Here is a 13,736-nt window from a genome sequence, read left to right on the forward strand (position 1 = left end):
GTCATGCGGGCATCGTGCACGGTCAAGTCGACCGGGCGCGACCGGATTTCTCCGGCGCGCGGTCACGGTCCTCGTGAACTCCCGCCAGCGCCCTCGGTGTTCAGTGGGCGTGGGGCTCGTCGCGGTGTATCGGGCCGTGTGGGGACTCGCAGTGTGAGCCGTCGTCGGGGGCGCCGGTGCGGACCTCCAGGACTTCGGCCGGGGCGTGGTCGACCTGGAGGGTGGTGTGGCTGATCTCGTAGTCGCTCTGCAGGACCTTCTCCAGGTCCCGGCGCACGGTGTGGCAGTCCGCGACGGGCTCGACCAGGACGTGCGCGGACAGCGCGGGCTGCCCCGACGTGATGGCCCACACGTGCAGGTCGTGCACCTCGGAGACCGAAGGGTGCGCGACCAACTGGTCGCCGATGCCGTCCGGGTCGAGATGCGCGGGCGCCGCCTCCAGGAAGATCCGCCCCGACTCCCGTACGAGCCCGTAGCCCGCCTTGAACATGAGGACCACCACGACCAGCGTGGCGATGGCGTCGGCCTGTGCGAAACCGGTCAGCAGCACGATGAGACCGGCGATCGCGGTACCGATGAACGCGAACAGGTCGTTGAGTATGTGCTGGTAGGCACCCTCGACGTTGAGCGAGGAGCGGTTGGCCTTCGAGATGCACCAGGCCGCCGCGATGTTCACCACGATCCCCGCCAGGGCCGTGCCGAACACCAGCCCGCCCTCCACCTCGGGCGGATCGATCAGCCGCCGCACCGCCTCGTACGCCAGCCAGGCGCCGAGCAGTAGCAGCGTGAGCCCGTTCGCCTGCGCGGAGAGGATCTCGGCGCGCTTGAGGCCGTACGTGAAGCCGCCGCGGGCCGGCCGCGCGGCCAGCCGCATCGCGATGAGCGCCAGCACGATGGAAACGGCGTCGGTCAGCATGTGCGCCGCGTCGGAGATCAGGGCGAGCGACTGGGCGACGATGCCGATGACGACCTCGGCCGCCATGAACGTGGCGATCAGCGTCAGCGCGATCGCCAGCCAGCGCCCGTCCGCGTCCTTCGACACACCGTGCGAGTGCCCCGCGTGCCCGCCCGACCCGTGGTGGTGGTCGTGGTGCGCGCTGGTCATGAGTGTCCCCCTCGATCCGGTGTCCGACCCCCGCAGTGAAGCGCACCTCGCGGAGATCGGCAAAGGCTGCACCGGTGACCGTTGTCATCATCGTTAACAGGCCTCTGACCTGCGACGAAGGATTCTCGAAGGGTTCTCGGTGGGACGGGTCACGCGCCGAAGAGCTGAGTCCAGTACGTGCCCGCCGAGCCGCCGCCCGCGAAGCCGACGCCGATGTGGGTGAAGGCCGGCTTGAGGATGTTGGCGCGGTGGCCGGGGCTGTCCATCCAGCCCTGTACGACCTCGGCGGCGGAGCGCTGGCCGCAGGCGATGTTCTCGCCGATGGTGCGACGGGTGCTGCCAGCCGCCGCGGCCCGGTGCCAGGGTTCGCTGCCGTCGGGGGAGGTGTGGGAGTAGAACGCGCGGGCCACCATGTCCGCGCTGTGCGCCTGCGCCGCGTTGGTGAGCAGGGCGTCTACGGCAAGTGGTCGCAGACCGGCCGTGGCCCGCTCGGCATTGGTGAGCGCCACGACCTCGGCGGCCGTCTGCGCCAGCCCGGCGGGGGTGAGGGGCCGGGCCCACAGTGCCGTCCAGTAGAGGGTGCCGGAGCGGCTGTCGGGCACGTACGCCACACCGACGTCGGTGAACGCAGGATCGTGGACGGTGCGTCGGGATTGCTCGCCCGAGAGGCAGTACTCCACGAACCCCGCGGGGTCGCGCGGGCCGGAGACCAGGTGTTCGCCGACCGTGAGATACGCGTAGCCGCCCGCGATGACGCGCTGGTGGACCGAGAGCCCGTCCGCGCCCTCGGAGTCCAGGCGGCCCCGCGCCGCCATGCCCGCGGCGTGCGCGTGCGCCGCGGCGGTGAGACGGCCGTCGAGGGACACGGGCGGGGCGCCGACGGCGGCACGGGCCGAGTTCACGAGACCGAGGAACTCGCGGGAGGCCGGCCCTGCGACGGCGGGAGCGGCGGTGGGTCCGGCGGTGGGCCCGGCAGTGGGGGACCCTCCGGCCGGCGCACCGCCGGTGTTCCATACGGCGTTCCCGGCGGGCGGGCGTCCGGTGCTGCCGGTCGGAGGATGTCCCGTCGTCCCGGTCGGAGGATGACCCGTCGTCCCGGCCGGGGGACGACCGGTGGTCCCGGCCGGGGGACGCCCCGTGGTCCCGGTCGGAGGGCGACCCGAACTCCCGGCCGGCGTGCGACCCGAGCCCCGGAGCCGTCCGAGCCCGGCACGCGCGGCGTTCAGGGCCGTCGCGACAGCGGGGCTCCTGGAACCCGGGATGCCGGAGCCGCCCGGGATGCCGGAGCCGCCCGGGACGCCGGAGCCGCCCGGAACGGCACCGCTGCCCGCGCCCGGCCCTGTCCCCGCCCCCGCGTCGGCGTCCTCGCTCACCTCCACCCCGAAGTCCCGTGCGATCCCGGCCAGTCCGTCCGCGTACCCCTGGCCCAGGGCGCGCAGCTTCCACGCGGTCCCGCGGCGGTAGATCTCGGCGAGCAGCAGCACGGTCTCCCGCTGGGGACGCGGCGGGGTGAACCGGGCGAGCACACCGCCGCCGGGGCCGGTCACGCGCAGCGTCGGAGCGGGCAGCCGGCCCAGTGGGGTGCCGGGCTCGGCGGGGCTGACGACGACGGTGACGCGGCTCGCTCCGGGCCGCAGCGCGGGCGGGTCCACGGTGAGCGTCTCGCCGTGCAGCCGCGCACCCGGTGCGGTCGGCTGGTTGTAGAACACGAAGTCGCCGTCGCCGCGCACCTTGCCGGTGTCGTCGGTGATGAGCGCGGACACGTCGAACGGTCCGGGCACGTGCAGGGTCAGGGTGCCGCCGGGCAGGGGCAGATTGCCGCCGGGAACCAACTCGCTCATCGTGCCGCCTGTCCGGGGTGCCGGGTCACTGTGCGCGCCCCGTGGGGCGTTGCCCGGACAACGTCCCACGGGTGCGCGTGGGTTCCTGAGGCGGACAAGCCCCAGCCGGGCCGACAAGCCCCGGCCCGCGGTCTCGTCAGTGCGACGCCCGTGCCAGCAGGCCGGACAGCAGGATCGCGAGCGACTCGCGCAGGGCCGTGGCGAAGTCGAGGCGCAGGACCGCCAGTTCGGGGTCGGACTCGTAGACCGCGAGCACGGCGGGTGACGGATGCGCGTGCGGCCAGACGGCCGTGACCACGATGAGCACGCCGCCGACGAACCGTAGGGCGTCCTGCTCGTCGAGTTCGGGTACGTGGGTGCGGACCTGCTGCGCCATGGCGAAGACGGTCCCGATGGAGGAGCGCTTGTACTCGGTGGCGACCTCCGTCGACACGTTCCGCTCCAGGACCGAGCCCTGGGCGCTGATCAGGTCGCACAGCACAGGACGCTCGGCGAGGGCGTCCGTCACGGTCGCGGCGAGTCGGTCGGCCCGCTCGGCCACGGGAGCCTCGGCGTCGACGGCCTCGGGGAGCGCGGTGTCGAGCTGCTCCAGCAGCTGGGAGTGCCGGCGGTCTGGAGGTTGGTCACGGCGTAGCCAGGGTGGCCTCGGCAGCGACAAGCCGAAGCGTGCGCGGTTCACCTCGATCGGCATCGTGCCCGAGCAGCAGGTCGAGGAGGGCGCCGAACCGCTGCTGTACGCCGCCACGAGCCCCGAGGCGACGGCGGGTGCCTACTACGGCCCGGGCGGCAGGTTCGGGCTGGTCGGCCCCACCACCACGGCGCGCATCACCCGCCGCGCCCTCGACACCGAGGCGAACCGCCGGCTGTGGACCGAGTCCGAACGCCTCACCGGAGTCGCCCTCACCGCGGCCGCCGCCTGAACGGGCCCGCCGCACGGGGGCGGCGTCCGGCGGAGCCCTGGCCGGGTGCCAGACTGACCCCCATGGACGAGCGCGTATTCGGCAGGTCAGGACAGCAGGCGTCGGTCGTGGGACTCGGCACGTGGCAACTCGGAGCCGACTGGGGCGACGTGGACGACAAGGAAGCCCTCGCGGTCCTTGAGGCCGCCGCCGAGGCGGGGGTGACGTTCTTCGACACGGCCGACGTGTACGGGGACGGGCGCAGCGAGGAGGCCATCGCCGCCTTCGTGCGGAGCAGGCCCGACCTGCATGTGCTGGTCGCGACCAAGATGGGCCGCCGGGCCGACCAGATCCCGGAGAACTACATACTCGACAACTTCCGTGCCTGGAACGACCGTTCGCGCCGCAACCTCGGTGTCGACCGCATCGACCTGGTGCAGCTGCACTGCCCGCCGACTCCCGTCTACTCGTCGGACGAGGTGTTCGACGCCCTCGACGCCCTCGTCGAGGAGGAGCGGATCGCCGCGTACGGCGTGAGTGTCGAGACCTGCGACGAGGCGCTGACCGCGATCGCCCGCCCGGGTGTGGCCAGTGTCCAGATCATCCTCAACCCGTTCCGCATGAAGCCCCTGCAGCGCGTCCTGCCCGCGGCGCGGGAGGCCGGCGTCGGCATCATCGCCCGTGTGCCCCTCGCCTCCGGGCTGCTCTCCGGCAGGTACACGAAGGACACGGTGTTCGCGGCGAACGACCACCGCACGTTCAACCGCCACGGCGAGGCCTTCGATCAGGGCGAGACCTTCTCCGGCGTCGACTACGCCACCGGGGTCGAGGCGGCGGCCGAGTTCTCCGCGCTCGCTCCCGAGGGCGTCACCCCGGCCCAGCTGGCGCTGGCCTGGATCGTCCAGCAGCCCGGCGTGACCACGGTGATCCCGGGCGCCCGTTCGCCCGAGCAGGCCCGCGCGAACGCGGCGGCAGGCACGCTGCCGCCGCTGTCGACGGAGACGCTGTCGGCGATCTCCGACCTGTACGAGCGGCGGATCAAGGAGCAGGTGGCAGGCCGCTGGTGACCGTTCGCCGCCGGCCGTCCCTGGGCTGAGCGCGAGGTTCCCCGTGCCCCTCACGGGGCTCGCCGGAAGCGCCCCTCAGGGGCGCGGGGAACTGCGGGACAAGCCATGGACGGGCCCCGTGGCCTCGGGGACTACCGTGCGCCCGCAGGCAGGCGGACTACCGTGCGCCCGCAGGCAGGGACGCGGCCCGTTCCCGGGCCCGCTGGGCCGCCTCGCGTACGGAACCGCGGTGCACCGGGCCGTGACCGGGCAGCAGGACGTCACCCGACAGCGCCTCGAAGGCGTCGAGCGAGGACAGCGCACGAGGAAGGTCCCGGTGGAACATGGTGGGCAGCAGCTGAGGGCCGCTCACACGTGACGTCGCGTGCGCGCTGACCAGCCCGTCGCCCGAGATGACGATCCCCGCGTCCGGCAGATGGAAGGCGCAGTGGCCCGCCGTGTGGCCGGGGGTGTGTACAGGAACGGGGCGGCCGGGCAGGTCGAGGGCGCCCTCGCCGGGGAACGGCAGCGGCTCGGTGACCGGGACGTGGGCTTTGCCGCCGGACCGCAGCGCGTGCACGGCCCACGGCACCACGCCGGGCCGCCAGGCGTTCCGCAGCACCTGCCCGATGTCCACCTGGTGGAGGAAGTCCCGGCGCGCGTGCGGGACTTCGGCCTCGTGGGTGTGGACGGGCGTGCCGTACGTACGACTGAGGTACTCGGCCGAGCCGATGTGGTCGTTGTGGGCGTGCGTGACGAGCACGGCCGTGACCGCCTCGGGTGAACCGCCCACGGCCGACAGGGAGGCGAGGAGCGTCTCGCGGTCCGCGGGGTAGCCCGTGTCCACGAGGGTGACGGCGTCCCCCTCCGTGAGAATCACCCAGTTGGTGCTGCCGCCGTGCACCAGATGAACGCCGTCGGCGACTTGACGGATGTCTGCCTGCATGATCGTCCCGACCTAGAGGTCCTGCCTGACGCACACACCCAAGCAGATCCGCGATCACTTCAGCGCAGAGGGGTCGGCCGAAGAGCGCATCGACCGCAGCGCCAGGAGCAGTACGGCGATGTCGTCGAAATAGGCGGGGTCGGGCAGCAGATCGGTCGGCAGCACGACATAGGCGACCGCACCCCAGAAGACCCAGCGCGGACCGGTCGGCAGCCCGGCCCGGCGCAGGTCCCGCCGGGTACGGACCAGCCGGAGGAGCAGCACGACCGCCGCCGCCAGGGCCGCTGCCAGCACGGCCGCGACGACGAGAACCACAATCCACGTGTTGGTGTCCATCAGCCCTTCCCCGACTCGTCCGGTCCTCCTGTTCGGATGCCCAGGTTCGCCCGCTTCATCACCGCCGAGCCGGTCCGACACGCGGCGAGGCACGCCGACACGCCCCCGGTCGCCCGCCTACCCTGTGCTGTCAATTGATCACCTTGAGCGAACAGTGGGGTGCGCGTGAAGATCGCCTGCGTCGGCGGCGGGCCCGCCGGCCTGTACTTCTCGATCCTGATGAAACTTCAGGACCCGGACCACGACATCACCGTCCATGAACGGAACCCGGCCGGTTCGACCTACGGATGGGGGGTGACGTACTGGGGGAGCCTCCTCGAGAAACTGCACGAGGGCGACCCCGAGTCGGCGCGCGCCGTCAGGGAGAACTCGGTCCGCTGGAACGACGGGGTCGCGCACGTCGGCGACCGCACCACCACTCACCACGGCGACGAGGGCTTCGGCATCGGCCGCCGGCAACTGCTGGACCTCCTCGCGGAGCGCGCCCGCTCCGTTGGCGTACGTGTCGAGTACGAGGACGAGATCGCCGACGGGGCCCAACTGCCCGCAGCCGACCTGGTCGTCGCCTGCGACGGGGTCCACAGCGGAGTGCGCGAGCGGCACGCCGACCGCTTCGGCACCGAGGCCGCGCTCGGCCGCAACAAGTACATCTGGCTGGGCACCACGAAGGTCTTCGACGCGTTCAGCTTCGCCTTCGTGGAGACACCCCACGGCTGGATCTGGTGCTACGCCTACGGGTTCAGCGAGGACCACAGCACCTGTGTCGTCGAATGCTCCCCGGACACCTGGAAGGGCCTCGGCCTCGACCGGGCCGACGAGACGGAGGGCCTCGCCCGCCTCGAAGAGCTCTTCGTCAAGCTGCTGGACGGTCACCGGCTGATCGGCCGGGCGAACACCGGCGGCAGCGCGCAGTGGCTGAACTTCCGCACCCTCACCAACCGCCGCTGGTCCCACGGCAACGTCGTCCTGCTCGGCGACGCCGCCCACACCACGCACTACTCCATCGGCGCGGGCACCACCCTCGCCCTGGAGGACGCCATCGCACTCGCGCACTCCCTGCGCACGGAGCCCGAACTCGCCTCCGCCCTCGTCACGTACGAGAAGGAACGCAAGAACGCGCTGCTCTCCGTGCAGAGCGCGGCCCGGCACAGCGCCCAGTGGTACGAGAACCTGCCGCGTTACATCGGCCTGCCTCCGGCGCAGATGTTCGCGCTCCTGGGCCAGCGGCACTCCCCGCTGCTCCCGTACGTGCCCCCGCAGCTCTACTACCGGATCGACCGGGCGGCGGGACAACTCGAAGCGCTGCGCAGACTCAAGCGCTGGCTGGGCCCGAGGGTCGCGCGGACCCTGCACGCGAAAAGAGGCTGACGCCTCGTCAACAACCCACCTTTTTGGCGAGAATGGCGCTGTTGCTGACGGGGTGGGAGATGCGCGAGCGTGCTGAGTCATGGACCGTGACCACAGCAACGCCGCCCGCACTCCCGCCCTCTCCCTCTCCCGTCGTCAACTGCTCGCGGCCGCGGGCGCCGCCGGTGCCGTCACCGCCATGGGCGTCGCGCCCGCCGCCGCGCGACCGCGCAGCGAGCTCTCGCTGTCCTTCACGGCGGCCACGAACGGTTCGGCGACCCTCGCGCCCGGCGGGGACCGGCTGATCGCCGAGATCCAGAACGTGCTGTGGTCCCTCCCGCGCAGCGGCGGCGAAGCCGTCCCCCTCACCCCGGCGGACCTGGAACCGAACCGGCCCGTGTACGCCTCCGACGGCAAGCTCATCGCCTTCTGCGCCTACCGGGGTGGCGGCTTCCACATCTGGACGATGCGGCCCGACGGCTCGGACGTACGGCAGCGCACCGACGGTCCCTGGGACGACCGCGGGCCCGCCTGGTCGCCCGACGGCACCCGGATCGCCTTCGCCTCCGAGCGCGGCGGCGACCAGGTGACCGGCAGCCCGTACCGCGTTCACGTGCTGGACCTGCGCACCGGTGACATCGCCCGTGTGACCGGTCTGCCGGGCCAGGACGGCCCGTTGCAGGACGGGGCGTGGGAGGACTTCGACCCCACCTGGTCGCCGGACGGGAAGCGGATTCTCTTCGTCCGGGCGAAGGGTGTCGCCACCGCTTTCGGTCTCGGTGTCGACGCCAGGACCGTCGCCGCCGTCCCCGCCGGGGGCACGGGCCCGGTCGTCGTGGAGCACACCGAGACCACGGCCGCCCAGATCATGACCCCCGCCCTCGCGGCGGACGGACGCCGCCTGGCGTATCTGCGGATCACCGCGTCACCCAACGGCTCCTGCGCGCTCGTCGTCGACGGCGCACCCGTCGCGGTCGCCGGGGACATAGCGCCGGTGCCGCCCCGCTGGACGCCCGAGGGGGAGCTGCTGCTGACCGTGGACGGCCGCTTCACCGTCGTACGGCCGGAGAAGCCCGCGGAGGCGGACGAGATCCCCTTCGAGGGCGTGCTGCCCCTGGAGCGGCCGGGCTACAAAGTCAAGGAGTACGACCTGGGGGAGGCGGGCCGGGCGCGTCCGGTACGGGGTATCCACCTGCCCGCGCTCTCGCCCGACGGGCGGAAGGTCGCTTTCGCGGCGCTCAACTCGCTCTGGCTGGCGGACAGTTCGGGCGGCCGGGCGCCTCAGCGGCTGCGCAGGTCGGCGCCCACCGGTTACTTGCTGGGCCCCTCGTGGGCGCGCGACGGGAGTTCGCTGCTGTACGCGGACGACCGCGACGGGCTGCTCGGTGTGTACCGGCGAGATCTGGCCACCGGAGAGGAGACCGCGCTCGCGACCGGTGGCCGGGTGCATCCGGTGCTCTCGCCCGACGGGCAACGGCTCGCCTGCCTCGACCTGACCGGGCGGCTCGTCGTCCGGGACCTCGCGGCCGGTACGGAGCAGGTGCTGGCGACGCCCCTTGGCGCGGGCGGTCTGCCCGGCCGCCCCAGCTGGTCGCCCGACGGCCGGTACCTCGCCTTCTGCGACCGCAACCGCCTCAACCTCCGCTTCCGGGAGGGCTACAACCTCGTCCGCGTCGTCGACACCACGACCGGCACGGACCGGCTGCACGCGGTCGCGCCGCATGTCTCGCTCTCCGACCGGTACGACTCGGGGCCCGTCTGGTCGCCCGACGGACGCTGGATGGCGGTGATCGTCGAGTCCGCGCTGTGCCTGCTGCCCGTCGCCCCCGACGGCACCCCGCGCGGCGCCCTGCGCACCCTCACGATCGAACCCGCCGACCATCCTTCCTGGTCCGGCGACTCGAAGACCCTGCTGTACCTGTCCGGCACCCGGCTGCGGCTGATCGGCGCCGACGGCGGCCCGGCCCGTACCGTCCGCATGCCGCTGGACCAGCGCAGACCCGCACCCGCCGACACAGTGGTGCACGCCGGGCGACTGTGGGACGGCACCGGAGAGTCCGTACGGGACGACGTCGACATCGTCGTACGCGGCGGACGCGTCACCGCTGTCGAACCGCACCGCCGACGCGCGGCACTCCGCCTGATCGACGCCTCCGAGCGGACCGTCGTGCCCGGGCTGTGGGACACGCACACTCACCCCTGGCAGGTCACCTACGGCGGCCGGCAGACCGTCGGCCAGCTCACCTACGGCATCACGACCGCCGTGTCCCTCGGCGGCTTCGCCTACGAACAGGCCCGGATCCGCGAGGCGGTGACGGCAGGTCAGCTCGCCGGGCCCCGGCTGCTGACCACCGGCGAACTGCTCGACGGCGCCCGCGTCGCGTACAGCATGGGACGCGCCCACAACACCAGGGACGGGCTCCGGCGCACGCTGGAACGGGGCGCCGCGCTGGACTGGGACTTCGTCAAGACCTATGTGCGGGCGCCGAGTTGGGTGATGGAGGAGGCGGCCCGGTTCGGACACGAGCGGCTCGGGGTGCGCTCGGGCAGCCACCTGCTTTCCCCCGGCGTACAACTGGGCCAGGACCTGACGACCCATCTGCAGGCCACCCAGCGCTACGAGTCCGGGCACGCCATCACCGCATCCGGGCGCGCCTACCAGGACCTGCTGGAGATCTACTCGGCGCGTGGCATCGACTTCGGCCTGATCGCCACGCCGTTCACCTCCGCGCCGCTCCTCGGCGCGGACCCCGGGCTCGCCGAGGACCCCCGCGTCACCGCCGTGATGCCGCCCTGGGACGCCGCACTGGTCCGGCAGGCGGCGGGCGTACCGCCGACCCCGGCCCAACTCGCCACGCTCCGCACGGAGACCGACATATACCGGCGGATCCTGGCCGCCGGAGGCATCGTCGCCCTCGGCACCGACCAGCCGCTCGTCGCCGTCGGCCTCTCCCTCCACATCGGCCTGCGCGCGCTGCACCGGGGCGGCCTGTCCCCGGCCGCGGCCCTGCGCACCGTGACCGTGCTGCCCGCCCGTCTCTTCGGCGTCGACGACCACCTCGGCACGGTCGAGCCCGGCAAACTCGCCGACCTGACAGTCGTGGACGGCGACCCGTTCGAGGACTTCGACACGCTCGTACGAACGGTCTCCGTGCTCCGGGGCGGGGTGCCGTACACGACCGCCGACCTCGTGGCCGCGTACGAGCCGGTGTCCGAGGCGGTGTCCGGGCGCGCGGCGCCGCACGCGGCGGGCGAGGACGACTGGCTGGACGTGGGGCGCCTGATGAAGCGGGAGGGGTGCTGCGGCCCGGGCGTCTGAGCGGGCGTCCGAGCGAGCGGGATCGCCCGCGACCGGTCAGGCCGTGTCGAAGGTGTAATGCGCCGTGTGGTCCAGCAGATCGGCGGGCGTGGAGTCGTTCCACGGCTTCATGGGCTCGCCGCGGTCGACGACGTCCGGTGTACCCGCGAGGGGCAGATAGCCGGAGTCCGGGTGCTGCGCTGCCACTCGGCAGCGGAGGCCCGCGCCGCGGATATGGCTCCTCGGCGAGGGCTGCGGCGGCGATCTCCGGGCTCCCGCGGATCCTGTGGTCTCGGTCACGCCCCGAAACTGACGTGAAAGCCCACCGTCGGCCGGCCGCGGTCGGACGGTGTGAAGCCGGGTGACTGGAGGTGTCGATCCCGCTGTTCGCGCGAATGAGCAGCTTCCCGGGCGGGGCGGACACTAGGAACCGGATCGTCCACATACCGCCCCAAGTCGCGATAGCCCTGGGCTGACCGATCGTGCGCCGGCGCAATTAATGTGATGAAAGAGCGCCCCGGTGGTCGAATGCCGGGATACGCTGCCCTGCGCACCCACGTTCGATTCCGCGCCCGTGGGGGCCGGTTACCCCGGCCTGATCGTGTGCGGGTCGAGCGGAGCCCAAGCGCGAGAGACATACCGTCCGGTCTGACGCTCCACCCTCACCGTGACCCGGTGAGCCAAGCCGATCCCGGAGGACTCCACGTGCCCGGGCACCGGTCAGTCTCGGCGTCCACCACCGGGCACGTACGCGTAGTGCGACCCTTCGGTGTGGCGCCCCGAAAACCCTGTCAAGGCAGCCTCTGCGCGACCTCGGCACCGATAGAACGCACAACGGCCTCCGCCCTGGAACCGTGCGCTGCGGACGTCATTCTCGCTTTCTGCCGGTACGGCCGGGCGTGGGCGACGGCCGTCGGTTGCCCGGCGCACGCGCGGCCGCCGAGTCCCACCGACTGCCTGTCACCCAGTGAGGAACAATGATCATGCGCGCCCGCGCCACCGTGGCTGCGGCCATATCCACCGCCCTGACCCTCTCTCTCGCCTCATGCGGTGGGGGCTCCGACACCGGCAGCGGTGGCGATTCGGCGTCCGTCGGCATTGCCATGCCCACCAAGACGTCGCAGCGGTGGATCGACGACGGTCGGAACATGGTCACCGAGCTCAAGGGGTTCGGCTACGCCACCACCTTGAAGTACGCCGACAACGACCCTAAGAACCAGGTCGCGCAGGTGGAGGCCATGATCGAGGACGGCGTCGACGCGCTGGTCATCGCCTCGGTCGACGGGCGCGCCTTCACCGACGTCCTGAGCAAGGCGAAGGACGCCGGCATCTCCGTGATCGCCTACGACCGGATGCTCCTGGGCACCGACGCCGTCAACTACTACGCGTCCTTCGACAACCTGAAGGTCGGCTCGCAGCAGGCCGACTTCATCGTGGAGGAACTGGGCCTCGTCAACGGCAGTGGCAAGGGCCCGTTCACCATCGAGCTCTTCGCGGGTTCCCCGGACGACAACAACACGCGCTACTTCTACGAGGCCTCCATGGAGGTCCTGGACCCGTACATCCAGAACGGCGACCTGATCGTCAGGTCCGGGCAGACGGATCTCGATCAGGTGACCACTCTCCGCTGGGACGGCCCCACGGCGGAGAAGCGCATGAACAAGATTCTCGACTCGAAGTACAACGGCCAGACCATCGACGCGGTCCTCTCGCCGTACGACGGCATGTCCATCGGCATCCTCAACGCGCTGAAGGAGCACGGGTACGGAGGCGCGGGCAAGCCGCTGCCCATCGTCACCGGCCAGGACGCCGAGGTGCCCTCGATCAAGTCGATCGTGGACGGTGAGCAGACCCAGACCGTCTACAAGGACACCCGCGAGCTGGCGCTGGTCACCTCGTACATGGTCAACTCCGTCGTCCACGACAAGACGCCGGCCATCAACGACACCAGGACGTACGACAACGGGAAGAAGATCGTGCCCGCGTACCTCCTGGAGCCGGTGAGCGTCGACAAGGGCAACTACGAGCAGGTGCTCATCGACTCGGGCTACATCAAGAAGAGCGACCTGAAGTGAACCGTTGACACCTGTGGGGCGGGGAGAGGTCTCCCCGCCCCACAGGCGTTCGTACGAAGGGTTGGCCGGTCGGCGTCAGTTGACGAAGACCGCCGGGCTGCCCGCCTGGGTCGTGTCCGAGACCGGGGCGTACTTGGCGGTGAAGTAGCCGTTGCTGAAGCACAGCGACGAGCCGGAGAACTTCGTGAACTGCTGGTTGGCGAACGAGATGCTCTGGTCGGCGTTGCCGGCCGTGCCGGACAGGCTGGGCGCCCGGTAGACGCAGTTGATGCTGCCGAGCAGCGTGCGCAGTACGACGGTTGTCTGGATGGTCGAACCCGCGGCCGGGGTGATGGTGACCGCGCCCTCGGAGGTCACCGCCGTGGTGTAGGGCAGGTTGTCGACGGTGATGCTGGTGACGCCGAGCACGCCGAGGACATTGCTGGTGCAACTGCTGCTGTCGAAGGTGTGCTCGGTGACCGACTCGGTGGCCGTACCGGGCGCGGTCGGGTTGTCGATGACCGTGGCGACGAACTTCGACGACGTGCAGGAGAGACCGCTCGTGCCGGTGCTGCTGGAGTAGAGCGTGGCGCTGGTGCCGGTGGCCAGCGAGGCGCTGAGAATGTCGCCGGCCGCGGCGGCCGTGCCGCCGGCGCCGCCGGTGGTCAGGACCGCGCCGTCGGCCGCGGAGGCCGGGCCGGCCGCCGAGAGCGCGAGCGCCGTGACGGCGGCGGCCAGTGCGAGGGAAGTGCGAGTGCGCATGCGGGTGTGCCTCATTCCGAGAGTGGGGTGGAGGAGCAGGGCCGCCACCGGTCCGTCGCGCCTTCTCCGTACGCGACGGACCGGCGGTGGCTGCCGGGAGAC

General features: G+C 71.8%; 11 protein-coding genes and 1 pseudogene. 5 read left to right on the forward strand and 7 right to left on the reverse strand.

The genetic code is table 11. The annotated features are described in order from the left end of the window. Positions 1-100: 100 nt before the first annotated feature. The 3 genes from OHA11_RS44840 to OHA11_RS44850 form a co-directional block, all read right to left on the reverse strand. A complete protein-coding gene (locus OHA11_RS44840; protein WP_266508065.1) occupies positions 101-1,105 on the reverse strand; it encodes a cation diffusion facilitator family transporter in 1,005 nt (334 codons plus the stop codon). Between the two features lie 149 nt (positions 1,106-1,254). Next, on the reverse strand, positions 1,255-2,946 hold the full coding sequence (locus OHA11_RS44845; protein ID WP_266508067.1) for a CAP domain-containing protein: 1,692 nt from the start codon (positions 2,944-2,946) through the stop codon (positions 1,255-1,257). A gap of 136 nt (positions 2,947-3,082) precedes the next feature. Continuing rightward, positions 3,083-3,625 (reverse strand): TetR/AcrR family transcriptional regulator, encoded by a 543-nt coding sequence (locus OHA11_RS44850; protein ID WP_266508068.1) that lies wholly within the window; start codon positions 3,623-3,625, stop codon positions 3,083-3,085. Positions 3,626-3,638: 13 nt separating this feature from the next. Between OHA11_RS44850 and OHA11_RS44855 the strand changes: the two genes are divergently transcribed. Both OHA11_RS44855 and OHA11_RS44860 read left to right on the forward strand, forming a co-directional pair. After that, positions 3,639-3,866, forward strand: coding sequence for a hypothetical protein (locus OHA11_RS44855; protein WP_266508070.1), 228 nt, complete (start codon positions 3,639-3,641; stop codon positions 3,864-3,866). 62 nt (positions 3,867-3,928) lie between these two features. Next, a complete protein-coding gene (locus OHA11_RS44860; RefSeq protein WP_266508072.1) occupies positions 3,929-4,912 on the forward strand; it encodes an aldo/keto reductase in 984 nt (327 codons plus the stop codon). 157 nt (positions 4,913-5,069) lie between these two features. On the opposite strand, the gene OHA11_RS44865 is transcribed toward OHA11_RS44860, so the two are convergent. Beyond that, positions 5,070-5,837 carry an MBL fold metallo-hydrolase gene (locus OHA11_RS44865; protein WP_266508073.1) on the reverse strand — a complete coding sequence of 256 codons (768 nt, stop codon included), beginning with the start codon at positions 5,835-5,837 and terminating at the stop codon, positions 5,070-5,072. Positions 5,838-5,891: 54 nt separating this feature from the next. After that, positions 5,892-6,173 carry a YkvA family protein gene (locus OHA11_RS44870; RefSeq protein ID WP_266508075.1) on the reverse strand — a complete coding sequence of 94 codons (282 nt, stop codon included), beginning with the start codon at positions 6,171-6,173 and terminating at the stop codon, positions 5,892-5,894. A 165-nt stretch (positions 6,174-6,338) separates the two neighbouring features. Here OHA11_RS44870 and OHA11_RS44875 point away from each other — a divergent pair, with 165 nt between their 5' ends. Then, a complete protein-coding gene (locus OHA11_RS44875; protein WP_266508077.1) occupies positions 6,339-7,541 on the forward strand; it encodes an FAD-dependent monooxygenase in 1,203 nt (400 codons plus the stop codon). A 79-nt stretch (positions 7,542-7,620) separates the two neighbouring features. Next, on the forward strand, positions 7,621-10,839 hold the full coding sequence (locus OHA11_RS44880) for an amidohydrolase family protein (protein WP_266508078.1): 3,219 nt from the start codon (positions 7,621-7,623) through the stop codon (positions 10,837-10,839). A 36-nt stretch (positions 10,840-10,875) separates the two neighbouring features. Here OHA11_RS44880 and OHA11_RS44885 read toward each other — a convergent pair. Then, positions 10,876-11,016: pseudogene (locus OHA11_RS44885) on the reverse strand (tyrosinase family protein); the annotation flags it as partial. 785 nt (positions 11,017-11,801) lie between these two features. Here OHA11_RS44885 and chvE point away from each other — a divergent pair. Continuing rightward, the gene (gene chvE, locus OHA11_RS44890; protein ID WP_353962982.1) at positions 11,802-12,893 is read left to right on the forward strand and encodes a multiple monosaccharide ABC transporter substrate-binding protein; all 1,092 of its coding nucleotides are present in this window, start codon (positions 11,802-11,804) and stop codon (positions 12,891-12,893) included. 75 nt (positions 12,894-12,968) lie between these two features. Here the strand turns inward: chvE and OHA11_RS44895 are convergent, their stop codons facing one another. Beyond that, positions 12,969-13,634 carry a Tat pathway signal sequence domain protein gene (locus OHA11_RS44895; RefSeq protein ID WP_266508081.1) on the reverse strand — a complete coding sequence of 222 codons (666 nt, stop codon included), beginning with the start codon at positions 13,632-13,634 and terminating at the stop codon, positions 12,969-12,971. Positions 13,635-13,736 lie beyond the last annotated feature (102 nt).

The organism is Streptomyces sp. NBC_00878 (assembly GCF_026341515.1).
GTDB lineage: Bacteria > Actinomycetota > Actinomycetes > Streptomycetales > Streptomycetaceae > Streptomyces.